The 23,038-nt window shown below is 29.9% G+C and carries 22 protein-coding genes; 14 read left to right on the plus strand and 8 right to left on the minus strand.

The genetic code is table 11. From position 1 onward, the window contains the following. Positions 1-112: 112 nt before the first annotated feature. The 3 genes from Q0958_RS18240 to rlmF are packed head-to-tail and all read left to right on the plus strand — an operon-like array spanning position 113 to position 3,221. On the plus strand, positions 113-778 hold the full coding sequence (locus tag Q0958_RS18240) for a class I SAM-dependent methyltransferase (RefSeq protein ID WP_299125818.1): 666 nt from the start codon (positions 113-115) through the stop codon (positions 776-778). Further along, positions 778-2,370, plus strand: a complete 1,593-nt coding sequence (bshC, locus tag Q0958_RS18245; RefSeq protein WP_299125821.1) for a bacillithiol biosynthesis cysteine-adding enzyme BshC — start codon at positions 778-780, stop codon at positions 2,368-2,370. The genes Q0958_RS18240 and bshC overlap by 1 nt, the downstream gene beginning before the upstream one ends. After that, a complete protein-coding gene (rlmF, locus tag Q0958_RS18250; protein WP_299125824.1) occupies positions 2,370-3,221 on the plus strand; it encodes a 23S rRNA (adenine(1618)-N(6))-methyltransferase RlmF in 852 nt (283 codons plus the stop codon). The genes bshC and rlmF overlap by 1 nt, the downstream gene beginning before the upstream one ends. 56 nt (positions 3,222-3,277) lie before the next feature. Here the strand turns inward: rlmF and Q0958_RS18255 are convergent, their stop codons facing one another. Together Q0958_RS18255 and Q0958_RS18260 are read right to left on the minus strand one after the other, a co-directional pair. After that, positions 3,278-5,554, minus strand: coding sequence for a neutral/alkaline non-lysosomal ceramidase N-terminal domain-containing protein (locus Q0958_RS18255; protein WP_299125827.1), 2,277 nt, complete (start codon positions 5,552-5,554; stop codon positions 3,278-3,280). A gap of 176 nt (positions 5,555-5,730) precedes the next feature. After that, on the minus strand, positions 5,731-6,570 hold the full coding sequence (locus tag Q0958_RS18260) for a DUF2911 domain-containing protein (RefSeq protein WP_299125829.1): 840 nt from the start codon (positions 6,568-6,570) through the stop codon (positions 5,731-5,733). Between the two features lie 110 nt (positions 6,571-6,680). Between Q0958_RS18260 and Q0958_RS18265 the strand changes: the two genes are divergently transcribed. Further along, positions 6,681-7,346 (plus strand): aquaporin, encoded by a 666-nt coding sequence (locus Q0958_RS18265; protein WP_299125831.1) that lies wholly within the window; start codon positions 6,681-6,683, stop codon positions 7,344-7,346. Then, positions 7,318-8,097, plus strand: coding sequence for an NAD-dependent epimerase/dehydratase family protein (locus Q0958_RS18270; protein WP_299125834.1), 780 nt, complete (start codon positions 7,318-7,320; stop codon positions 8,095-8,097). Before Q0958_RS18265 ends, Q0958_RS18270 begins: the two co-directional genes overlap by 29 nt. Here Q0958_RS18270 and gldG read toward each other — a convergent pair. From gldG to Q0958_RS18295, 5 genes are read right to left on the minus strand one after another with little or no spacing between them, the layout of a single operon-like run. Beyond that, positions 8,094-9,734 carry a gliding motility-associated ABC transporter substrate-binding protein GldG gene (gldG, locus tag Q0958_RS18275; RefSeq protein WP_299125837.1) on the minus strand — a complete coding sequence of 547 codons (1,641 nt, stop codon included), beginning with the start codon at positions 9,732-9,734 and terminating at the stop codon, positions 8,094-8,096. The genes Q0958_RS18270 and gldG overlap by 4 nt on opposite strands. Beyond that, positions 9,727-10,446 carry a gliding motility-associated ABC transporter permease subunit GldF gene (gene gldF, locus Q0958_RS18280; protein ID WP_272151759.1) on the minus strand — a complete coding sequence of 240 codons (720 nt, stop codon included), beginning with the start codon at positions 10,444-10,446 and terminating at the stop codon, positions 9,727-9,729. The genes gldG and gldF overlap by 8 nt, the downstream gene beginning before the upstream one ends. A 20-nt stretch (positions 10,447-10,466) precedes the next feature. After that, positions 10,467-10,985 carry a GNAT family N-acetyltransferase gene (locus Q0958_RS18285; RefSeq protein ID WP_299125843.1) on the minus strand — a complete coding sequence of 173 codons (519 nt, stop codon included), beginning with the start codon at positions 10,983-10,985 and terminating at the stop codon, positions 10,467-10,469. A 5-nt stretch (positions 10,986-10,990) separates the two neighbouring features. Continuing rightward, positions 10,991-11,287: an antibiotic biosynthesis monooxygenase family protein gene (locus tag Q0958_RS18290; RefSeq protein WP_299125846.1), complete on the minus strand. Its 297-nt coding sequence runs from the start codon at positions 11,285-11,287 to the stop codon at positions 10,991-10,993. Between the two features lie 4 nt (positions 11,288-11,291). Continuing rightward, complete coding sequence (locus Q0958_RS18295; RefSeq protein ID WP_272151757.1) at positions 11,292-12,155, minus strand: SAM-dependent chlorinase/fluorinase; 864 nt, start codon at positions 12,153-12,155, stop codon at positions 11,292-11,294. 119 nt (positions 12,156-12,274) lie between these two features. Between Q0958_RS18295 and Q0958_RS18300 the strand changes: the two genes are divergently transcribed. From Q0958_RS18300 to Q0958_RS18320, 5 genes are all read left to right on the plus strand, one after another. Continuing rightward, a complete protein-coding gene (locus tag Q0958_RS18300; protein ID WP_299125848.1) occupies positions 12,275-13,228 on the plus strand; it encodes a PhoH family protein in 954 nt (317 codons plus the stop codon). Positions 13,229-13,314: 86 nt separating this feature from the next. Beyond that, positions 13,315-14,265 (plus strand): phosphoribosylaminoimidazolesuccinocarboxamide synthase, encoded by a 951-nt coding sequence (locus Q0958_RS18305; protein ID WP_299125850.1) that lies wholly within the window; start codon positions 13,315-13,317, stop codon positions 14,263-14,265. Then, a complete protein-coding gene (locus Q0958_RS18310) occupies positions 14,255-14,665 on the plus strand; it encodes a glyoxalase (protein WP_299125853.1) in 411 nt (136 codons plus the stop codon). The genes Q0958_RS18305 and Q0958_RS18310 overlap by 11 nt, the downstream gene beginning before the upstream one ends. Continuing rightward, on the plus strand, positions 14,643-15,830 hold the full coding sequence (gene fabV / locus Q0958_RS18315) for an enoyl-ACP reductase FabV (protein ID WP_299125855.1): 1,188 nt from the start codon (positions 14,643-14,645) through the stop codon (positions 15,828-15,830). The genes Q0958_RS18310 and fabV overlap by 23 nt, the downstream gene beginning before the upstream one ends. Positions 15,831-15,906: 76 nt before the next feature. Further along, positions 15,907-16,383, plus strand: a complete 477-nt coding sequence (locus Q0958_RS18320) for a hypothetical protein (protein WP_299125858.1) — start codon at positions 15,907-15,909, stop codon at positions 16,381-16,383. Here the strand turns inward: Q0958_RS18320 and Q0958_RS18325 are convergent. Then, the gene (locus tag Q0958_RS18325; RefSeq protein ID WP_299125861.1) at positions 16,373-17,617 is read right to left on the minus strand and encodes a mechanosensitive ion channel domain-containing protein; all 1,245 of its coding nucleotides are present in this window, start codon (positions 17,615-17,617) and stop codon (positions 16,373-16,375) included. The genes Q0958_RS18320 and Q0958_RS18325 overlap by 11 nt on opposite strands. Before the next feature lie 167 nt (positions 17,618-17,784). Between Q0958_RS18325 and Q0958_RS18330 the strand changes: the two genes are divergently transcribed. The 4 genes from Q0958_RS18330 to Q0958_RS18345 all read left to right on the plus strand — a co-directional run bounded on the left by Q0958_RS18330 (position 17,785) and on the right by Q0958_RS18345 (position 22,646). Beyond that, positions 17,785-18,246: a (2Fe-2S)-binding protein gene (locus Q0958_RS18330; RefSeq protein WP_299125864.1), complete on the plus strand. Its 462-nt coding sequence runs from the start codon at positions 17,785-17,787 to the stop codon at positions 18,244-18,246. 11 nt (positions 18,247-18,257) lie between these two features. After that, positions 18,258-20,411, plus strand: coding sequence for a molybdopterin cofactor-binding domain-containing protein (locus tag Q0958_RS18335; protein ID WP_299125866.1), 2,154 nt, complete (start codon positions 18,258-18,260; stop codon positions 20,409-20,411). Between the two features lie 135 nt (positions 20,412-20,546). After that, a complete protein-coding gene (locus Q0958_RS18340) occupies positions 20,547-21,800 on the plus strand; it encodes an aminotransferase class I/II-fold pyridoxal phosphate-dependent enzyme (RefSeq protein WP_235272778.1) in 1,254 nt (417 codons plus the stop codon). A gap of 105 nt (positions 21,801-21,905) precedes the next feature. Further along, complete coding sequence (locus tag Q0958_RS18345) at positions 21,906-22,646, plus strand: DUF4294 domain-containing protein (RefSeq protein WP_299125872.1); 741 nt, start codon at positions 21,906-21,908, stop codon at positions 22,644-22,646. Positions 22,647-23,038: the final 392 nt, after the last annotated feature.

A 23,038-nucleotide genomic window follows, 5' to 3' on the forward strand; every position in this document is an offset into this window, starting at 1 on the left:
TTACTAGATGTAAAAATAGCTAAAATGATGATTAAAAAAAGAATGTAGTTAAAAAACTGTTAGAATCTAATTTTGTTATTAAAGAAGTATCAAATTTTACTATTTTTGGGCTATGACTACAAAAGAGAGTGATTGTAAGGTTCCAGAAGAAAATACTTTAAAAGAACATTGGAACACAGCTTATACTAAAAATACTACAGAGAAATTAGGTTGGTATGAAGAAAGCTCAAAAGAAACAATAGATTTAATAAAACTATCTAAAGCTCCTAAGGATGCTAAGATTTTAAATGTAGGAGTTGGATCTTCTATGTTAATAGATGAATTGTTAGCTGATGGATATACAAATTTGATAGCAAATGATTTGTCAGAAAAAGCTATTGAAGATGTAAAAAACAGGTTAGGAGATAAATCATCAGAGATAAATTTTATTGTAGATGATTTAATAAAGCCATCAAAGCTTAATCAACTTTCAGATATTGACATTTGGAATGATAGAGCTGTATTGCATTTCTTTTTGAAAGAAGAAGAAAAAGAATTGTATTTTAAATTATTAAAACAACTTGTAAAGAATAATGGTTTTGTAATCATAGCTGTTTTTGCTCTTGATGGAGCAGAAAAATGTTGTGGGCTTGAGTTACAAAAATATAATGCAGAAATGTTGCAAGAGAGACTTGGAGAAGATTTTGAATTGGTTAAGAAATTCAATTACACTTTTACCAATCCTTATGGAGGAGAACGACCATATATTTATACATTATTCCAAAGAAAAAATAAGTAATGAGTGTAATTCAAATACCTTTTAAAAAAACTGGTTTCTTCTCTAAAACTATGATAGATTATTTAGAAGAGTCAGAGAAAATAAAGCCTTTTTACAATAATTTTTCGAATATTGAAGGTTTAAAAAAACAAGTAGAAGCTAAGGATGTATCTTTTAAACCGGAAAAAAGAACCGTTTTAGTTAATGCATTAAAAAAGCAATATAGTAAGCTAAATGCTACAGAGGAAACAATACAAAACATAGATAGTTTACTTTTAGAAAATACATATACTATAACTACAGGTCATCAATTAAACTTATTTACTGGACCGCTATATTTTTTATATAAAATATTTTCAACAATTAATTTATGTGAAGAATTAAATAGTAAAATTGAAAATCAAAATTTTGTTCCAGTATATTGGATGGCAACAGAAGATCATGATTTTGACGAAATAAACTATTTTAATTTTAAAGGAAAAAAAGTTCAGTGGAACTCAGAACAAACTGGGGGAGTTGGACGCTTTTCTACAGATGGATTACAAGAAGTTTTAGAGACTTTTTCATTACATATAGGAAACTCTAAAAATGCACAGTATTTAGTGAAACTATTTGAAGAAGGATACTTAAAACATAACAATTTGGCAGATGCTACTAGGTATATTGCTAATGAGTTATTTGGGGCCTATGGATTGGTAATTATTGATGCAGATGATACTGATTTAAAAAGAGAGTTTATTCCTTATGTAACAAGAGAATTAACAGAAGAAATCTCTTATAAAAAAGTAACAGAAACAATAAAAGTTTTAGGAGAAGAATATAAAGTACAAGTAAATCCAAGAGAAATAAATTTATTTTATTTAACTGATGAGATTCGTGAGCGCATTATTTTCGAAGAAGGTATATATAAGGTAAATAATACAAATGTTTCTTGGACTAAAGAAGAGATATTAACTCATCTAGAAAGTAATCCAGAAAAATTTTCTCCAAACGTAATAATGCGACCATTATATCAGGAAGTAATTTTACCAAACTTATGTTACATAGGTGGGGGAGGAGAATTGGCGTATTGGTTACAGTTGAAAAGTTATTTTGAAGCTGTAGAAGTTCCATTTCCTGTTTTATTGTTGAGAAATTCAGTACAAGTTTTATCGGAAAAGCAAGAAAGAAAATTAGAGAAATTAACAATATCTAAAGAAGAATTATTCAGTAAGCAAAATACATTACTAAAGAATAAAGTTTTAAATTCATCAGAAGTAAAAGTTGATTTTACAAATCAGAAAAGCTTTTTACAACAGCAATTCAATGAATTAAGAGAAGTAGCTCAAAAAACAGATGTTTCTTTTATTGGAGCTGTAAATGCTCAAGAGAAAAAACAATTAAAAGGATTAGAAAATCTTGAGAAAAGATGGTTAAGAGCGGAGAAAAGAAAACAAAAAGAATTGGTGGATAGAATTACATTGCTTCAAAATGAAATATTACCAAATCAAAGTTTAGAAGAACGTCAACGTAATTTCTCAGAATATTATCTAGAATATGGAGTTAACTTTTTAGATAAGTTAAAAAAGAGTTTAAATCCTTTAGATTTAGAGTTTACAATAATTACACTTTAATGGAGAAAAAAGCATTACATAAAAATAATATCCATAATAAAGGATACGATTTTAAAGTACTTCAAGAAAAGTATCCTAAAATAAAAGAGTTTGTAATAGAGAAGTACGGTAAAGAAACTATAGATTTCTCAAATCCAAAAGCAGTAAAAGAATTCAATAAAGCTTTACTGTCGGCTTATTACAATATTAAAACATGGGAGTTTTCAGACGATAATTTATGTCCGCCAATTCCAGGAAGAGTAGATTATATTCATTATTTAGCAGATTTAATAGGGAAAGAAAAAGAGGTAACTGTATTAGATATTGGTACAGGAGCAACTTGTATATATCCGTTATTAGGAAATGCAGTGTATAATTGGAATTTTGTAGCATCTGATATTGATTTAGACTCGTTAGATTCTGCTCAAGATATTATAGATGATAATAATTTAGATGCTAAAATAAAATTAAGACAACAATTTAAAGAAGAGCATGTTTTAAAAGGAATTCTTGAAAAGGAAGATTCTTTTACAGTAACTATGTGCAATCCTCCTTTTTATAAATCGGCAGAAGAGGCTAGAGGAGCTAATAGGAGAAAATCGAGAAACTTAGGAAATAATGCTGTTCGTAATTTTTCAGGAAATAGTAACGAACTTTGGTATATAGGAGGAGAAAAAGCTTTTTTGCATACATATTTATATGAGAGTTCACAATATCCAACAGTTAGTAAGTGGTTTACAAGCTTAGTTTCTAAAAAAGAAAATGTAGAAAGTTTACAGAAATCGGGTAAAAAACTAGGAGTAAAAGAATTTAAAGTAATTCCAATGACACAAGGAAATAAAGTAACTAGAATTGTTTGTTGGAGATTTTAAATTGAAAATATAAAAAGTAAAAACTCACAATATAAATTGTGAGTTTTTTTATTCGCTTATTTTTTTAAAATCGTAGTTATATCAGTTTCTCCATTATCATATTTAACTTTCAAAAGATAAACTCCAGCTTCAGCTTTAAAATATAGATTCTTAATATATTTTTTGTTAGGAATTTCACCAGTTTTAATTACTTGTCCTACAGTGTTAATTATTTTAAAAGAACCTTTAGAGTTTTTATTATTGATAAAAGTGAAGTTTCCGCGATTAGGATTAGGATAAACAATATGTTGATTGAGCATATTTTTTTCTGTTTCTTGTTTAACAGCTCTACTAGCATAACCATTTACATAAAACGTTTTACTAGTTCCGCTATATGGACTTATTTTTCCTGTCCAACCATTTTTCCATTTACCTGTGTGTACAATTCTGTAATAGCCACTTTCTACTTCTGGGGTGATTTTAAAATGAATAGTAATTTTTGAATTTGCTACACCGTCTCTTTTCCAAATCATAAGAGTATTGGTATCTCTATCTTGAAACTTAGTAACCCAAGAATTTCCAACTTTTTTCTGAATAGTAAAATAAGTACTATTTGTTTTAGTGTCATGATTAGGGTGAGCACCCCAAAAAGTAACTTTAGCAGTATTACCAGTATTGTATGAGCTATTTGTATCAGAATACACACTTCCAAAGCTTTTAAATAAGGGTTTGTCATCAAAAAGAATATGTACCGTTTTATCAAGTCCAATGTATGTTTTTTGAGGAGGAGTTGGTGCTAGAGTTGGCCAAGGGTTTGAGTTAGGAGAAACTAATAAAGTAGCTAATCTTTCAAATTCTTGTCGATAAGCAGCTAGGGTCCATGGACCAAATTGCGTACTGGCTCCTTCGTATTGTTGAGAGGCATATTCTTCTCTAGTAGTTACATAACCACAGTAAGCATCAGAATAACCAGCTAAAACACTATGTTGTATTCCAGTAGCACTATTTTCTGCAACTGTAGCTTTTACACGTCTTCCAGCCATGATAGTAAATTCAGCGGGAGCAGCAAAAATTCCAAATTGACCTATTTTTAAAATACTAGTTGGGAGTATTTTAGGAGTTCTTGGGTTGTTACTGTTTCGCCCTACAAAAAATAAAGGGTCAATAGGTTTTTCCATATGGCATTGATCGACAGCTGGACCTGAATTAGGATTGGACCTTGTCTCACCTTCTCGTCCAATACCACTTCTACCATCTTCTGCACCAGCTCTAAAAGAAATACCAAGAGCAGCTTTACAAGTATGGCGTATAACACCATCGGTAAATTTTGAAGCAACTTCGATGTTAGAAAAATCACTATATCTCGATACTGCTTTTACTGAGCCGATAAGTTGTTCATTAGCATTATTGTATAATTCTAATGCTTTTTGATATTGTCTATCTCCAATAATTTCAGAACTTTCTACTTCATTACTGCCAGGTCCAGTAGCATCTGTATATAAATCATTTGAAGCTGGTTGATTTAAGTTAGGAGACATATCTCCAGGATTTGTATTAGGAAAAGCAGCAACAAAAGTAAAATTTCCATTTCCGTATGAAGACTGTTTCATACGTTCAAACTTTAATGAAGCATAACCTTTACTGTCACCACTAGCATATTTATAGTTCTTAGATAAACTTGTTGGATGAACTCCAAACCAAGAAATCATTCCAACCTCAGTATCACCTTGTACAAATTTTAAAATGGTCATTTGATCATCAATATTCATATAGTCATTAGCATCACTATTTAAATTATAAGCTACTAAAGATCTATTAATACTGGCATTTGTCAAACTTCCCGAATTGTAATAAATTCTACCAGGAGTTAAGTTGTTGTGAGCTTGTTTAATAGCATTAAAAATACCATCAACTAAAATATTGAAGTTCTTTTTATAAAAACCACCAGTAGAAGTATTGTAAAGCTCGTAATGAGAATATCCACCAGGTGAAACGTGGGTGTGAGTAGCACTAATGACGAGGTTAGTATCAGTATAAGTACTACCATAATAATTTTCAAGCTTTTCTAGAACAGCTAAATTAACTGATTGAAACATGGCGCCTTTGTCTATACAAACAAATACAGCAGGTGAGCCATTGGGTTCTTTAATAATATAAGCTCTAGCATATTGTCTGTCTTTAATACCACTATTTTTAAAGAAAGGGTTTCCATAACCAAAAAAGGCGCTTTCAGCAATTTCTCCAGTAATGTCTGAAATACCTACACCGATGTCGTAGTTATTGTTTTGAGATTGTATTAATTGTATTGTAAGTAAAGAAAGTACAATTAATAGGGGGACTTTAATTTTATACATAAATTAGTTTGATTAAGTTAATTACTTACTAATCTATGTTTTAAATATGGTTAATTTAATTTTTTGTGATAAATTTTATTTATGTATGAATAAATTAACTAAATGAGTTATTTTTAAATAAAAAAAAACTCGTAACTAATATATAGCTACGAGTTTTAATTAAATATGTGAGTTTATTACATTTTAGCTAAAAACTCTTTGTTCATTTTAACGTAATCAGCGTTACCAGCTTTTTCAGCTCCAGCTAATGAAGCTTTAGCAGCAGCAATAGCTCCTTTTTTATCTCCAGCTTTAGCTAAGATTAATGACTGTTGACGTAAATACCAAAAACGTGGACGGTCTTTAGTCATATCTACAGCTTTGTTAATCCATTCTTTAGCTTTTTGGATGTCTTTACCTTCATCTAAATAATATTTAGCAGAAGAAAAATAATCACCAGCAGAAGGTCCGCTCATTATTTTTGCAATACTAGCTTCAACACCTTTATCAGTAGGTGTGTTAAACTTTACTCCAACATAAGCATTTTCCCATAACATACCTAAAACAGCAGAACTGTTTTTGATATCATCAATAGTTAAAGTAAAAGTCTCAATTTTCATAGGCATTTTTTCAACTTTAGCAGTTGTAGATAATGCTACTTTACTGTCGTCCCATTTTCTAGGAGTTCCCCAGTTGTTTGCATCAGAATAAAAAATAACTTCCCATGAGTCTTTATTCGGTTTTGTGTACAAGGCATAGGTACCTTTTTTTAATTCTTTTCCATCAATTGTAACATCGTCGCTAAATGTAACTTTAGTGTTTTGATTAGCTCCGGTTCTCCATACTTTTCCATAAGGCACTAAATCTCCAAAAATAGTTCTACCTCTCATTCCAGGTCTAGAGTATTCTACAGTAACGTCAGTTAAACCTACTTGTTGCTCTAATTTAGAAGATGGGCTTGGTGCTGGAGTTTTTACTTGTGCATTAACATTTGCTGATATAGCAACAACAAATAAGCTTAAAAGTAATTTTTTCATGATGATTAATTTGTTTATAGTTTGTTCTGATAAAATTACGAGGAATTATATGGATTAATGTTAACGAAAACTTAAAATAAATATTAACTATTTAATTGATATTTGCCACTATGAAAAAATACATTTCTGAATTAATAGGAACTTTTGCGCTAATTTTTTGTGGTACAGGGGCTATGACGATTAATGAAATAACTGGAGGGGTAGATTTAACTCACATAGGAGTGGCTATTACTTGGGGATTAATAGTAATGGCAATGATATATTCTTTTGGAGAAATTTCGGGTGCACACTTTAATCCAGCAGTTACCATTGCTTTTGCTTATGCCAAAAAGTTTTCATGGAAAGAGGTTCCAAAATATATAATAGCCCAATTATTAGGTGCACTATTAGCAAGTAGTGTACTGTGGATTTTATTTCCTGAAAGTGAATTTTATGGAGCTACGATACCTAGTATTGAACCTTGGCGAGCTTTTATATTAGAATTATTACTGACTTTCTTTTTAATGGTTACAATTATTAATGTTTCAACTGGAAGTAAAGAAGTTGGGGTAATGGCAGGTATTGCTATTGGAGGAGTTGTTTTGTTAGAAGCAATGTTTGCTGGTCCAATGACAAAAGCTTCTATGAATCCAGTACGTTCAATAGCGCCAGCATTAGTGTCAGGACACTTAGAACATTTGTGGTTGTATTTATTAGCGCCAATTATAGGTGCATTATTAGCGGTAGTTTCGTGTAAATTGGTAAAAGATGACAATTGTTGTGATGAGGGATGTTAGTATTTTAGGGTGTGGTTGGTTAGGACTTCCATTAGCAGAATACTTATTGAAGAAAGGGTGTAATGTGAAAGGGTCTACTACTTCAAAAAATAAATTAAGTATTTTTAAGGAAAAAGGAATTGCTCCTTTTTTAATAGATATTGATGCAAGTTTCAATAAAGAAATAGAATCGTTTTTAAGTTCAGCTATATTAATTGTAGCAATTACATCTAAGAATATTGTAAGCTACGAAAACTTAATAAATGAAATAGAGAAATCAACAGTCAAAAAAGTAATTTTTATAAGTTCTACTTCAGTTTATCCTAGTTTAAACAAAGTAATAAATGAGGAAGAAACATTGATATCTTCACCTTTAGTAGAAATAGAAAATCTTTTTAAAGAAAATAAAAATTTTAAAACTACTATTATTCGTTTTGCAGGATTGTTAGGTAAGGATAGGAACCCAGGAAATTGGTTTGAAAATAGAAAAATACCGCATCCGAAAGGTTTTGTAAATATGATACATCAGGATGATTGTATTCAAATTATTTATCAAATAATTAAACAAAACGTATGGGGAGAAGTATTTAACGCTTGTTCAAATCACCACCCAACAAGAAAAGAATTTTATATCAATGCAAAGGTTAAAATGAAAAAAGAACCACCAGTTTTTGATGATTCTTTAGATTTGAAGTATAAAATAATCAGTTCAGATAAATTACAGAAACAATTGAATTATACTTTTATTTATGATGATTTATTAGTTATTTAAGAATATCTTTTTCTTCTTAAGTAATTAAAACCAAAACCAAACAAGGCAAGTAAAATTAAAGGAACACCAATATTTATAAATTGCCAAAAACGTTTTTCAGTATAAGCTTTTTGTTTGTTTAGAAGGTTTATCTTAACTGTTTTATTACGTAGTTGAATTAAACCAGAATCGTCTAATAAATAATCAATAGCATTCATCAAGAAATCTTTGTTACCAAATATTTCTCCAGTCCATTTGTCTAAAGATAAATCATGAGGTTTTCCTTTTAAAATTTGATTTTTTCCAACATCACCATCTGCAATAACAATCATTTTATTAGAGTTGCTTTCAGGTTTGAAAAGAGGAGTGTTAAATGGTTTGATTCTACTTTTATAAGCAGATTTAAAATCACCTTCTAATAAAACAGATAATAACTGTGGACCATTTGAGTAATCTTTTTGTTGAGGTTCTTTAGAAATACTCTGGAGTTCAACAATTTTAGGAGTTCCTATTTTTTTAGTTAAAACAGAAGTAACTAATAAAGGTGTTTTTTTAATATTTCCTTTCAATGTATCTATCTGTGTTGTAAAACGAAAACGAACTGGCGATACGTTTTTAGTAATAGGATGGTTTGGATTTCCATTCACTAAAGGATGATAAAACCAATTTAAATGTTGAAACTGTGCTTGGTTTCCTAAATTTCCTGTAGCTAAAGGAATCTTAGCAGAATATAAATCTTGAATAAGTTTATTATTTACACGTACTTGATAACTAAAAAGTAAATCGGTTAAATTTAAATCGCGAGGAAAAGCTAACATTCTTCCTTCATTATATAAACTGTCTGTGTCCGAATAATTATTATCAATCATCCAAAGAGTTTTACCTCCATTTGTAATAAACTGATCAACTGTAAATTTTTCTTTTTCGGTAAATCTTTTAGTAGGTTTAGCAACAATAGCTAAATCATACTTGGTTAAATCTTTTAATGTTTTTTGAGGATTGTTTTCAACACTATCTAAAGTGAATTTAGCTAAGTGATATTTTTTTCCTACTTCACTTAATAAACTATAAACATATATATCGTCTAATTCACCATTACCTGATAAAACTGCTATTTTTTTTCTTTTGGTTTTGGTTATGTTATGAATTGCATTAGCAAAAGAATATTCAAGTTTTTCAATAGCGTTTTGTAATTGGTCTTCTTGTGTTTTGGCAATAGAATTAGGTAAAAGAGAAACAAGCTCAGTTTTTTTACCGTAATTAATTTCAGCCCAAGGAAAAATAATGGCTTCAGATAATTTTCCATCTTCCTCGACAGTTAATTGACTAGGAAGCATTCCTTTTTTTATAAGACGTTCACGAATATTATCAGGATTAACAAAACGAAATCTAACATTAGAATTTTCAGCCTTTAGTTCTTCTAAAAACTGACGAGTTTCTATTTGCAAGCGTTTGAACTCAGCTGGAAAATCACCTTCTAAGTATACATTTATTAAAATGTTTTTATCTATTTTATTCAGTAGTTTCGTACTAACGTTAGAAATTGTGTAACGTTTGTCTTGAGTTAAGTCAAAACGTTTAAATACAAAATTAGAAAGATAATTTACTAATAAGATTCCTACGAAAGCATAAGCTATATGTTGTATTTTCTTATTCATTTTTTAATTGTTGTTTAGTAATGAATAAAAAGAAAAAAGTAACGCTAATAAAGTAAACTACATCTCTAGTGTCAATAACACCTCGACTAATACTTTTAAAGTGTTCATTAATTCCAAACTGTTGAAATAAGTATCCCGAATTTCCTAGTGAATTACCAATTGTATCAAAACCATAGAATAAAATAAAAGTGATAAAAACACTAATAATAAAAGCTACAATTTGATTTTTAGATAGAGTAGAGGTAAATAAACCAATACTAGTGTATATGGCAGCTAAAAAAAACAGACCAAAATAAGAACCAGTAATACTTCCTAAATCTAAATTTCCAATTGGGTTACCTAGTGCATAAACAGTATATACATATGTTAATGTAGGAATTAAAGCAATAAAAACTAAAAGAAGTGAAGCAGTAAACTTACCTAAAATAATTTGCCAATCAGTTAATGGTTTAGTTTTTAAAATTTCAATAGTTCCACTGTTAAATTCATCGGCAAAACTTCTCATGGTAATCGCTGGTATTAAAAACAAGAATAACCAAGGAGCTAAATAAAAAAAGCTACTTAAATCTGCAAAACCAGCATTTAGAATATTAAAATTGTCTTTAAACACCCATAAGTATAATCCGTTTATTAGTAAAAAAACACCAATAACTAAATAAGCTATGGGGGATGAAAAAAATGAGTTAAATTCTTTTTTTAAAATAGGAAACATATAATTGTTAACGTAAATTATTAATTATTTTCAATTCGAAAAATACGATTATTTTCAAAACCCTTATCTCTTCTTTTAGGCTGATAAATAAAATTATTTTTATTCAATAACGCGATAGAGCTTTCATTATTTTTATGAGTAAAGGCTTCTATAGCTTTTAAGTCAAGTTTAGAAAAACCAAAATGAATAACTTTTTGTAATGATTCACTCATAAAACCTTTTTTATGGAAATCAGGATGTAATTCATAACCTATTTCAGTAGTAAGTTTATCTTCAGAAAAATTCCATAAGCAAATAGTTCCAATGAGTTGTTTATCTTTTTTAATAGCCCAATAAAAGTATTCGTTATTTAAAACACCTTTAGTTATTTTTTCAATAAAAGGAACTAGTTCATTAACCTCTTTAGGAAGTTCTCTTTTTATAAATTCATTAGTTTTAGGATGAGTTCTTAATTTAAAAAGAGCGTCAATATCAGTTTTTTCTAACTGAGTTAACTCTAAACGTTGAGTTGTTAAAAAAGGGAAAGAAATATTGTTCATTGGAATTATTGTAAACTAACCATTTTATCTACACTCCAAGCTAAAGGTTTATCATTAAATAAAACTTTAGTTTGAGCCCAAACACCTTTGAATAATTCAGAATTTCTATAATTTTCTAAATCTTGTTCAGTATCCCAATAACTGTAAGTAAAAAAGATATTCGGATTCGTTTTATCTCTATATAGTTCTAATAAGTTACAGCCAGGAGATTTTCTAATAAATTCTTTTTTAGAGTCAAAGTTTTTTAAAAACTCTTCAATTTTCTTAGGTTGAAAACTCATTTTTACAATTCGAACAAACATATAATTAATTTATAGTGGTAAAATCTGGTGAAATAATAGTTTCAAACTCAATAGAAATACTATCTCTATAACCTAAACCTAGCAAGGTAGAAGCACCTCCTACAGTATCTAAATTACTACGGTAAATGGCAATTTCTAAAAAACCAGCAGAATTAAAAATAGCTAATTTTTCTCCATCGTATTGTCTTTTTTCAACAGGAATAGAATAATCTACAATTTCATTATAACGATTGTAAATTTTATCAAAACTATAGCGTCTGGCAGTTATAGTAAAATTACGTCCTTTACCAATAGAGTTAAAAAGTTTCTTACTAATATTTGTAATAACATTTCCGTAATTATCAATATAAATAACACCACCTATAATATGGTCTTGCTTTTGATTTATCTTAGGTTGAATTTCAGTAATGTTCTTATAAGACTCAATTTCTTTACCAATAACATTTAAACTACCGCCACGGCCAATATGAGAAGCAACCTGAACAAATACATCTAATACAGGGAAACTACTTTCAATATGGTTGTGAATATTAATTTCAACAATCTTTGAAGGTTTTATTTCGGAAGCAATCATAGATATAATTCCATTATCAGGACAGATAAAATAATGATTGTCTAATTCTAAAGCAATATGTTTATTATCTACACTCAATTCAGAATCAACTCCAACAATATGTATTGTTTTATCAGGAAAGCTTTTATAGGTGTTTTTTAAAATATAAGCAGTCTCAGTAATATTAAAAGGAGTAATGTGATGCGTAATGTCAACAATGTTCGCATCAGGTAATTCAGAGTAAATAGCACCTTTAACAGCCCCTACAAAGTGGTCTTTTATTCCAAAATCGGTAGTTAAAGTAATGAGAGGCATTTAATTAGTTGCTTGTTAATTAATATGTTGAAAAAATCTGTTGAATTTACAGCAAAACTACGTAATTCGATAAAAATAATCATTATTTTTAGTGTGAATAATATTAAAACATATATCATTTGAACGAACGAATTATTGAATTAACCGAAATTAATCCAAAAGATTTTTTTGGAGCTCAAAACAGTACAATAGCTCAGTTAAAAACATACTTTCCAAAAGTAAAAATTGTTGCAAGAGGAAATACATTAAAAATTTATGGAGAAGCAGAGCTTTTAGACGAATTTGAAAAACGTTTAGGAATGCTCATAAAATATTTCAATAGATATAATAAGTTAGATGAAAATAGCATAGAACGTATTTTAACATCTACAGGAAAGGAAGAGGAAATTCGTAAATCGAATAAGGTTGAAGGAGTCTTAGTGCATGGAGTTAGCGGTAAATTAATAAAAGCACAAACAACAAACCAACGTAAAATGGTTGAGTTAATGCTTAAAAACGATATGCTTTTTGCAGTAGGTCCAGCAGGAACTGGAAAAACATATACAGCTGTAGCGTTAGCAGTAAAAGCATTAAAAGAAAAAGAAGTACGTAGAATTATACTAACGAGGCCAGCAGTAGAGTCAGGAGAAAACTTAGGTTTTTTACCAGGAGATTTAAAAGAAAAGTTAGACCCATATATGCAACCTTTATATGATGCATTAAGAGATATGATTCCGCATGAAAAGTTAGAATCGTATTTGGAAAAAGGAATTATACAAATAGCACCATTAGCATTTATGCGTGGAAGAACATTAGACAATGCGTTTGTAATTTTAGATGAGGCACAAAATACAACGCACAACCAAATGAAAATGTTTTTAACACGTATGGGAATGCATGCGAAGTTTATTATTACAGGTGATCCTGGTCAAATAGATTTACCAAGAAAACAAGTTTCAGGTTTAAAAGAAGCATTGTTAGCTTTAAAAGGTATAGATGGTATCGGGCAAGTATACTTAGACGATAAAGATGTAGTAAGACACCGCTTAATTAAGAAAATTGTAAAAGCATATAAAAGTATTGAAACAGAGTAATCTTTAGTTGTAATTTATAACTTTTAAACTTTGAGTTTTGAAATGTAAAAACTTACTTTTGCAGTCAACAACACAACAAAAAAAGAATGAATACAATTAACGAAACTAACTTCAAGTTTCCACAACAGAAGTCTGTTTATAAAGGAAAGGTAAGAGAAGTATATAATGTAAATGATGAACTATTGGTAATGATTGCATCAGATAGATTGTCAGCTTTTGATGTAATTTTACCTCGCCAAATACCTTTTAAAGGGCAGATTTTAAACCAGATCGCAACCAAAATGATGAATGATACAGCCGATATTGTTCCGAATTGGTTAGTGGCAAATCCAGATGAGAATGTAGCAGTAGGACATTTATGCGAACCATTTAAAGTAGAAATGGTTATTAGAGGTTACTTGTCAGGACATGCCGCTCGTGAATATAATGCAGGGAAAAGGATTCTTTGTGGAGTTGAAATGCCAGAAGGATTAAAAGAAAACGATAAGTTTTCTACACCTATTATTACTCCATCTACAAAAGCAGACAACGGAGAACATGACGAGGATATTTCAAGAGAGGAAATTTTAGCAAAAGGAATAGTTTCAGAAGAAGATTATTTAGTTTTAGAAGATTACACAAGAAAATTATTTCAAAGAGGAACAGAAATTGCAGCTTCTAGAGATTTAATTTTAGTAGATACTAAATATGAATTCGGTAAGACAAGAGATGGGAAAATAGTTTTGATAGATGAAATACATACTCCAGATTCATCACGTTATTTTTATAAGGAAGGATATAAAGAACGTCAAGAGAAAGGAGAAAAGCAAAAACAATTATCAAAAGAGTTTGTACGTCAATGGTTAATCGAAAATGGGTTTCAAGGAAAAGAAGGGCAGCAAATTCCTGAAATGTCAGATGATAAAATTAATGAGATATCTAATAGATATATCGAATTATACGAACAAATTACAGGAGAAACTTTTGTTAAGGCAAATACAGAGAATGTATTAGCACGTATTGAAAAAAATGTTGTCAGTTTTTTAAATGGACAATAAAAAAATAAGCATACGACCAGTTTTAAATTTGACATCAAAAATTCCAATTGAAGATTTTCAAAACAGAATTGTACGACCAATTTTAAAACTACAACATGATCTTATTTTACAGTTTTTTATTTTTTATTGTAATAAACAAAAAGTTAAGATATCACATCTAGAGAAAGAAAGTTTTCAAAATCTAGTTGATACAATAATTAAAAAAAATATAAATTTTAAAAATCAGTTATTAGGTTCAATTATAGGTCAATTCACCATAAAAGAATTTGAATTCTATAAAGACAATGATGCTGAAATAAATAAAAGAATTTTAACGATGATTGGTCAAAGAATTTCAGATAGCCAATTAGAAATTAAAAATTTTAAAACAAACAACAATGATAATAGAACCAAGAACTAGAGGGTTTATTTGTTTAACATCTCACCCAGTTGGATGTGAACAAAATGTAAAAGACCAAATAGCATATGTGCAGTCAAAAGGAAAAATAGAAGGAGCAAAAAAAGTTTTAGTCATAGGAGCTTCAACTGGATTTGGATTAGCTTCAAGAATTACAAGTGCATTTGGTTCAGATGCCGCAACAATAGGAGTGTTTTTTGACAAGCCAGCAAGTGAAGGAAGACCAGCATCACCAGGTTTTTACAATACAGCAGCTTTTGAAAAAGAAGCGCATGCAGCAGGATTATATGCGAAAAGTATAAATGCCGATGCATTTTCAAATGATGTAAAAAAGCAAGTAGTAGATTTAATCAAAGAAGATTTAGGTCAAATAGATTTAGTAATCTATAGTTTAGCTTCGCCTGTAAGAACACATCCAGAAACAGGAAAAAGATATAAGTCTGTTTTAAAACCAATAGGAGAGGTGTTTTCAAATAAAACAGTAGATTTTCATACAGGTAATGTATCAGAAATATCAATAAAACCAGCTGAGGGTGATGATGTTGCTAATACGGTAACTGTAATGGGAGGAGAAGATTGGAAAATGTGGATGGACGCTTTACAAGCAGAAAATTTATTATCAGAAGGAGCAACAACTGTAGCCTATTCATATATTGGCCCAGAAGTAACAAAGCCAGTATATAGAAATGGTACAATAGGAGCTGCAAAAGATGATTTAGAAGCTACAGCATTTAAAATAACAGAAAATTTAAAATCTATAGGAGCAAAGGCTTATGTTTCAGTAAACAAAGCATTAGTAACACAAGCAAGTTCAGCAATACCAGTAATTCCATTATATATATCATTATTATTTAAAGTAATGAAAGAAAAAGGAATTCACGAAGGTTGTATAGAGCAAATCCAACGTTTATACAGTGAGAGATTGTTTGGAGGAGATTTAGCTTTAGATGAAAAAGGAAGAATTCGTGTTGATGATTGGGAAATGAGAGAGGATGTACAAGCGGAGATTTCTAAATTATGGGAAGAAGCAACTACAGAAAATCTTTCTGAAATAGGAGATTTAGAAGGTTATAGCAATGAATTCTTTAAATTATTTGGATTTAAAGTAGCAGGAGTAGACTATGATGCTGATGTAAATGAGTTAGTAGAAATTCCAAGTATTCAATAAGAAATAAATTTTAAGAAGAGCCTCATAGAATTTCTATGAGGCTTTTTTTTATTTTTAACTTTTTAAAATTAAACCAATGAAGGCGGTAACTGTAAAAAAAATAAAAGATGAGTTGGCATATAAAACATCAGGAGAATTGATGGAATTATGTTTACAGTTATCAAAATTTAAAAAAGAAAATAAAGAGTTGTTAACGTATTTGTTATTTGAGTCTCATAATGAGGAAGCTTATATAGAGAGTATAAAAGAAGAAATAGACGAATTATTTGAACAAGTAAACACAAAGAGTTACTATTATATACGTAAAAGCGTTCGTAAAATCTTAACAATAACCAAAAAGTTTATTCGATATTCAAAAAAGAAAGAAACAGAAGTAGCTTTGCTGTTGCACTTTTGTATAAAACTAAAAGAATTTAAACCAAGTATAAAAAGAAGTCCAAGATTACAAGCAACTTATGATAGACAATTGGAGCTGGCAAAAAAAGCTATAGATAAGTTGCACGAAGATTTACAGTACGACTATAATGAAATGATTAGTGAACTTAATTTGTAGTTGTTAAGCTAGAAGGTAATTCAAACACTTCTAAATTAAAATACTGTATAGATGCGAGTAAGTGATCAAAAATATCAGCCATAATATATTCGTAGTTTTGCCATCTTTTATCTGCACTAAAAGCATAAATTTCAAGAGGCAATCCTTGAGAAGTTGGAGCTAATTGTCTAACCATAATCATCATGTTTTTGTTAATAGCAGGATGATTTTCAATATATGTTTCAGCATACTTTCTAAAAACACCTATATTAGTGAGGTTTCTACCATTTAAAAGAAAATACTTATTTATATTCTTTTCTTCATTATAGGTATTAATGTTTTCTTGTTTATTGGTTAAATAATTTTCAATTAGATGAATAGATTTTAAATTGTTTATCTCGTCATCAGATAAATAATGAATACTATCCATTTTAATATTTAAGGCTCTTTTAATTCTTCTACCTTGAGAATTAACCATACCTCTCCAATTTTTAAAAGAATCAGAAATTAAGGCATAGGTAGGGATAGTAGTAATAGTTTTATCAAAATTCTGAACTTTAACAGTGGCTAAAGAAATTTCAATAACATCACCATCGGCACCAAATTTCTCAAAGGTAATCCAGTCACCAATTCGAACCATGTCATTAACAGAAACTTGAATACTAGCAACAAAACCAAGTATTGTGTCTTTAAAAATTAGAATAATTATAGCGGAAGCAGCACCAAGAGCGGTAAAAAACTTCCAAATAGATTGATCGGTAATAATAGCAAAAGCTAAAATAGTTCCAGCTAGCCAAGCAAAAATCATAAAAACCTGAATATAGCTATCAACAGGTTTGTCTTTAAAACGAGGAAGCTTTTTCAAAAAATCTTTAAGGCTATTTAAAATACTCCTAGCAATACTAAGTGCTAAAAGAATACTAATTATTGAAACTAATTTAGTGGTGAAACTCTTTAAGTATTCAAAGTCAAAAAAGATAATAGGAATTAACTCAAAAAAAATAAGCACAGGAATAAGATGTGCAACATTAGTAGGAACTTTATTGGTAATTAAAATATCATCAAAACTTGTTTTAGACGATTTCGCAATCCTAATAGAGACATTTCTAAGTACTTTTCTAGCAATAATATCAATAAGATAAGTAAGGACAAGAGATATGATTACAAGAAAAAACAAATTTAAATAAATAGAAATGTTTTTAGAAAAACCAAAATCTATTAGATAATCGTAAAAAAAGTGTCTATCAAATTTCATAAGAGTAAAATATCTTACAAAACTATTAATAAAAGGTGTATTAATTGGTTATCAGAGAGTTTAATTTGAAAATAACTGTGCTTAAAATTTTCTTAAAAAGAGGTTAAGAGAAATTAGAAGTTTTATATTTTTTGTAACTTACACAAAACGTAACAAAACTATCCAAAATGCCAACATATACAATTAAGATTAATGGTAATTCAAAAACCGTTAATGTAGATGCCGATACACCATTACTTTGGGTTTTAAGAGATGAGTTAAACATGCTAGGAACCAAATTTGGTTGCGGAATAGCACAATGTGGAGCTTGTACCGTACATGTAGATGGAACAGCAATGAGAAGTTGTCAACTTCAGGTATCAATGTTAGATAAAGAAGAAATTACAACAATTGAAGGGCTTTCAGAAAAGGGAGATCATCCTTTGCAAGAAGCATGGAAAGAAGTAGATGTGCCTCAGTGTGGTTATTGTCAAGCAGGACAAATAATGACAGCAGCTTCGTTTTTAAAAGATAATCCTAAACCCTCAAATGAAGAGATTAGAGAAGCAATGCATGGAAACTTGTGTAGATGTGCCTCGTATAATAGAATAGAAAAAGCAGTAGCTATAGCAGCTAAAAAAATGTCTTAAAAATTTAAATTATGAGCACTCAAGAAAAAAAGTACACATTCAGTAGAAGGAATTTTTTAAGAACTGCTGCATTAGCAGGTGGAGGAGTAATGATAGGTTTCAATATGTTTACAGCATGTAAACCAAATGTGAAACCGTCAATAGATGTAGAGAATTTAAATTTTAACGATTTTAATGCTTTTATAAAAATTTCACAAGAAGGTTATGTAACTATTTATTCGCCTAATCCAGAAATAGGTCAGGGGGTAAAAACATCTATGCCAATGATTATTGCAGAAGAGTTAGATGTAGATTGGGATAAGGTACATGTAGTTCAAGCAAAGTATAATAAAAAAGAATATACAAGACAGGTAGCAGGAGGAAGTCAATCTATAAGACATGGATGGGATGCGTTGAGGCAAACAGGAGCAACAACAAAACAAATGTTGGTAAATGCAGCAGCAGCAAAATGGGGTGTAGAGGCGGCAACTTGTAAAGCATCCAAAGGTGTAATAACAAATGCTAAAGGAGAAACTTTAGGTTATGGCGATGTTGTTAAAGAAGCAGCTCTTCTAGAAGTACCAGAAAAAGTAACATTAAAAAAATCTTCAGAATACACCATAATAGGAACAAATGCTGTTAATGTAGATTTAGAGAAAATAGTAACAGGAAAACCGTTGTTTGGGTTAGATTATAAGGCTGAAGGAATGTTGTATGCGTCAGTTTTAAGACCACCAGCATTTGGACAAACACTGGAAGCTTTTGATGATTCAGATGCGAAGAAAGTAAATGGCGTTTCAGAAATAATAAAATTTGGAGATAAAATTGCAGTTCTAGGTTCAAGTACTTGGGCTGCTATGAAAGGAAAAAAAGCTTTAAAAGCAAATTGGAAAGAAGGCTCAAAACTAGAAAGTACATCAGATCATAATAAAATCTTGAATGAAATATTAGATGCAAAAGATTTAGATGTTAGAAGAGAAGATGGAAATGTAAAACAAGCATTTAAAGAAGCAGATAAAATAATTGAAAAAACCTATCATTCACCTTTTTTGCCGCATAACTGTTTAGAACCAATGAATTTTTATGCAAATGTAACTTCAGAAAAAATACATTTGGTTGGGCCTATACAAACACCTCAATGGACAGCAGGAAGAATAGCAAAACTCTTAAATAGAAAAGAAGAAGAAATAGAGCTAGAAATGACTAGAATGGGAGGTGGATTTGGACGTCGTCTGTATGGTGACTTTGCTTTAGAAGCAGCAGAAATATCAGATAAATCGAAAAAACCAGTAAAAGTAGTTTTTTCAAGAGAAGATGATATGACAGATGGAATTTACAGACCAGCTATAAAATATAGAATAGCAGCTTCGATTAAAGATGGAAAAATAACAGGATACCATTTAAAAGAAGCAGCAATAAATGGAAATATGTATGGCTTAATACCACATTTTTTTCCTGCAGGGTGTATTCCAAATTATAAAGTGTCAACCAAAAATTATAAAAGTAATATTACAACAGGAGCTTGGAGAGCACCTTATACAAACTTTTTAGCTTTTGCAGAACAAAGTTTCTTTGATGAATTAGCATTGGAGTTAAATAAAGATGCAGTACAATTAAGGTTAGAATTACTGGAGAATGTAAAAGGAACAAAAGATGAGAAAATCGAGTATTCAGGAGAGCGAATGCAAAATACTATAAAACTAGCAGCAGAAAAAGGAAATTGGGGAAATCCAAGAGAAGGAGTTTACCAAGGGTTTGCAGCATATTATAGTCATAATACACATGTAGCAGAATTAGCAGAGGTAGAACTAAAAAATGGGGCACCAATAGTTACCAAAGTAATAGCAGCAGTAGATTGCGGAATTGTAATCAATCCTACGGGAGCTATAAATCAAATACAAGGAGGTGTTCTAGATGGTTTAGGGCATGCAATGTATGGAGATTTAACATTCGATAATGGAAAACCATCCAACAAAAACTTTGATACCTATCGATTAATACGAATGAATGAAACACCAGAGGTAGAAGTACATTTTGTAGAAAATGAATTGTCGCCAACAGGTTTAGGAGAACCAGGACTTCCGCCAGCAGGAGGAGCAGTTGCAAATGCGGTATACAAAGCTATAGGAAAGAGAATGTATAGCCAGCCATTTGAAAAAGAATTAGCAGTTAAAATAGAAAGCTAAAAAATAAAAATATAAAAGAAATAAAAAGATGTCGTACAGGCATCTTTTTTTTATGAGCAAAATGAACATAAAGTCAATTTGAAAGTCTGTTAAAAAAGAACTATTTTCGCAATCTATAAAAAATCAAAAGTAATAATGGTAAAAGATTTATTTGAAAGAATAAAAGACGATAAAGGACCTTTAGGAAAATGGGCAGATAAAGCAGAAGGATATTATGTGTTTCCTAAATTAGAAGGACCAATATCAAATAGAATGTCTTTCAATGGAAAAAAAGTAGTTACTTGGAGTATTAATGATTATTTAGGTTTAGCAAATCATCCAGAAGTATTAAAAGTAGACGGAGAGTCAGCTGCAACTGATGGAATGGCATATCCAATGGGAGCAAGAATGATGTCTGGACATACAAAGTATCACGAGCAATTAGAGCAAGAGTGTGCGGAATTTGTAGGTAAAGAAGCGTCGTATTTAGTAAACTTTGGGTACCAAGGAATGGTTTCAGCAATAGATGCTTTAGTTGGAAAAGATGATATTATTGTATATGATATGGATACACATGCATGTATAATAGATGGAGTTAGATTGCACGCAGGAAAAAGATTTGTATATCGTCATAATGATATAGAAAGTTGTGAGAAAAACTTAAAAAGAGCTACAAAAATGGCAGAAAAAACAGGAGGAGGAATCTTGTTAGTTTCTGAAGGAGTTTTTGGTATGCGAGGAGAACAAGGAAGGTTAGCAGAAATAGTAGCATTAAAAGAAAAATATAATTTTAGGTTATTAGTAGATGATGCACACGGATTCGGAACATTAGGAGAAGGAGGAAGAGGAACAGGATTCGAACAAGGAGTTCAAGACGGAATAGATGTGTATTTTGCAACATTTGCAAAGTCTATGGCTGGTATAGGAGCATTTTTTGCTGGAGATAAAGATGTAGTACAATACTTACAGTATAATATGAGGTCGCAAATGTTTGCTAAATCTTTACCAATGCCAATGGTAAAAGGAGCTTTAAAACGTTTGGACATGATTCGTACTATGCCTGAGTTAAAAGAAAATCTGTGGAAAATCACTAATGCATTACAGTCAGGTTTAAGAAATGCAGGTTTTGATTTAGGAACAACACAAACATGTATAACGCCAGTGTATTTGAAAGGAGAAATTCCAGAGGCAATGGCAATGGTGCAAGATTTGCGTGAAAATCATGGTGTGTTTTGTTCAATAGTAGTGTATCCAGTAATACCAAAAGGTTTAATTATATTAAGATTAATACCTACAGCTAGGCATACCCAAGAAGATGTAGACGAAACTATCGAAGCATTTTCAGCAATTCGAGAAAAGTTAGAAAACGGAACTTACAAAAGAATTGCAGAAGCTATTATGGCAGAATAATAGAAAAAATATAAAAAAGAAAAACTCATGAAACATTTCATGAGTTTTTTTGTTTTAAAAGAAACTAATTAAATTTGATTTCCTTATTCAATTCAAAAAAAAATAATGAAAAAGCTCATATATATATGTATAATATTACTTGCTGGAGTTATGAAAGGGCAAGTAAAAGATACATTACCAAATTTTAACGATGAATATTTTTTAATAAAGGATGGAGATAGTTTAATGATTACTTTAAACGAAGTTTCCGTTCTACCAAAGCACAAATTTAAAAAACAGTCAGATGCTCATTATTATTATTGGTTTAGAAGGAAAGTTTTTAAAGCATATCCATATGCAGTATTAGCAGCTAAAAGAATAGATAGTGTAAATGCTCGACTTTCAAGAATAAAATCTAAAAGTAAAAAAAGACGATATGTAAAAAGAGTACAAAAATATTTGGAAGAAGAATTAACGAAACCATTAAAGAAATTAACAAGAACAGAAGGAAGGTTATTGTTGAAACTAATACATAGACAAACAGGGAAGACAGCTTTTAATAATGTAAAAGAATTAAGAAGTGGATGGAAAGCATTTTGGTACAATACTACAGCAAATTTATTTAAACTATCATTAAAATCTGAATATAAACCAGAAAGTGAAAATGAAGATTATTTAATAGAAGATATTATACAAAGAGCTTTAATAGAAGAAAAAATAGAATATCAAAAGCCTAAATTGGAAAAAGATTATAAGTCAATTGTAATAAATAGAAAAGGAAAAGTAGATGTAGAAGAGTATATAAAGATGTTTGCAAAGATGAAGAAGAAAAAGAAAAACAAAAAAAAGAAGCCTAAAAAGAGATAAATCAATTCTTGCGATAAAAAACTTTGGAGTGTAACTTGTTGATAGATAGGGTGTATAAAAAAGAGTTAAAAAAAAGATTAAAAAGATAGTTGTTATGTTAAAAAAGGGTTCTATATTTGCACCCGCTAACGGAAAAACGATAGTTATAAAGATAGCAAAAGTTCATTAAAATAGGCGGTAGAGCAGTGTTAAAAGAGGGTAAAAAATAAGTTAAATTATTCTTGTTTATTACAAAATAAAGATGCTATCTTTGCAGTCCGTTTTAGAGGCGACAGTTCATTAAAATTCTAGCAAAAACAAATTAAAAAAACTTTCAAAAAAGTTTGTCAGTTTCAAAAAGGTTTGTAAATTTGCAACCGCTTAAATAAAGCGACACGATCACAGAAATTTTG

It is taken from the genome of uncultured Tenacibaculum sp. (assembly GCF_947499065.1).
Lineage (GTDB): Bacteria > Bacteroidota > Bacteroidia > Flavobacteriales > Flavobacteriaceae > Polaribacter.

Bases quoted from the DNA above. Each gene is read 5' to 3' on its own strand.
- gldG (WP_299125837.1), bottom strand. From the start codon at position 9,734: ATGAATAAGAAAATACAACATATAGCTTATGCTTTCGTAGGAATCTTA.
- Q0958_RS18255 (WP_299125827.1), bottom strand. From the start codon at position 5,554: ATGTATAAAATTAAAGTCCCCCTATTAATTGTACTTTCTTTACTTACA.
- Q0958_RS18335 (WP_299125866.1), top strand. From the start codon at position 18,258: ATGAGCACTCAAGAAAAAAAGTACACATTCAGTAGAAGGAATTTTTTA.
- Q0958_RS18240 (WP_299125818.1), top strand. From the start codon at position 113: ATGACTACAAAAGAGAGTGATTGTAAGGTTCCAGAAGAAAATACTTTA.
- Q0958_RS18270 (WP_299125834.1), top strand. From the start codon at position 7,318: ATGACAATTGTTGTGATGAGGGATGTTAGTATTTTAGGGTGTGGTTGG.
- rlmF (WP_299125824.1), top strand. From the start codon at position 2,370: ATGGAGAAAAAAGCATTACATAAAAATAATATCCATAATAAAGGATAC.
- Q0958_RS18325 (WP_299125861.1), bottom strand. From the start codon at position 17,617: ATGAAATTTGATAGACACTTTTTTTACGATTATCTAATAGATTTTGGT.
- Q0958_RS18285 (WP_299125843.1), bottom strand. From the start codon at position 10,985: ATGAACAATATTTCTTTCCCTTTTTTAACAACTCAACGTTTAGAGTTA.
- Q0958_RS18260 (WP_299125829.1), bottom strand. From the start codon at position 6,570: ATGAAAAAATTACTTTTAAGCTTATTTGTTGTTGCTATATCAGCAAAT.
- Q0958_RS18345 (WP_299125872.1), top strand. From the start codon at position 21,906: ATGAAAAAGCTCATATATATATGTATAATATTACTTGCTGGAGTTATG.
- fabV (WP_299125855.1), top strand. From the start codon at position 14,643: ATGATAATAGAACCAAGAACTAGAGGGTTTATTTGTTTAACATCTCAC.
- Q0958_RS18295 (WP_272151757.1), bottom strand. From the start codon at position 12,155: ATGCCTCTCATTACTTTAACTACCGATTTTGGAATAAAAGACCACTTT.
- Q0958_RS18320 (WP_299125858.1), top strand. From the start codon at position 15,907: ATGAAGGCGGTAACTGTAAAAAAAATAAAAGATGAGTTGGCATATAAA.
- Q0958_RS18310 (WP_299125853.1), top strand. From the start codon at position 14,255: ATGGACAATAAAAAAATAAGCATACGACCAGTTTTAAATTTGACATCA.
- Q0958_RS18330 (WP_299125864.1), top strand. From the start codon at position 17,785: ATGCCAACATATACAATTAAGATTAATGGTAATTCAAAAACCGTTAAT.
- gldF (WP_272151759.1), bottom strand. From the start codon at position 10,446: ATGTTTCCTATTTTAAAAAAAGAATTTAACTCATTTTTTTCATCCCCC.
- Q0958_RS18290 (WP_299125846.1), bottom strand. From the start codon at position 11,287: ATGTTTGTTCGAATTGTAAAAATGAGTTTTCAACCTAAGAAAATTGAA.
- Q0958_RS18340 (WP_235272778.1), top strand. From the start codon at position 20,547: ATGGTAAAAGATTTATTTGAAAGAATAAAAGACGATAAAGGACCTTTA.
- Q0958_RS18305 (WP_299125850.1), top strand. From the start codon at position 13,315: ATGAATACAATTAACGAAACTAACTTCAAGTTTCCACAACAGAAGTCT.
- Q0958_RS18265 (WP_299125831.1), top strand. From the start codon at position 6,681: ATGAAAAAATACATTTCTGAATTAATAGGAACTTTTGCGCTAATTTTT.
- bshC (WP_299125821.1), top strand. From the start codon at position 778: ATGAGTGTAATTCAAATACCTTTTAAAAAAACTGGTTTCTTCTCTAAA.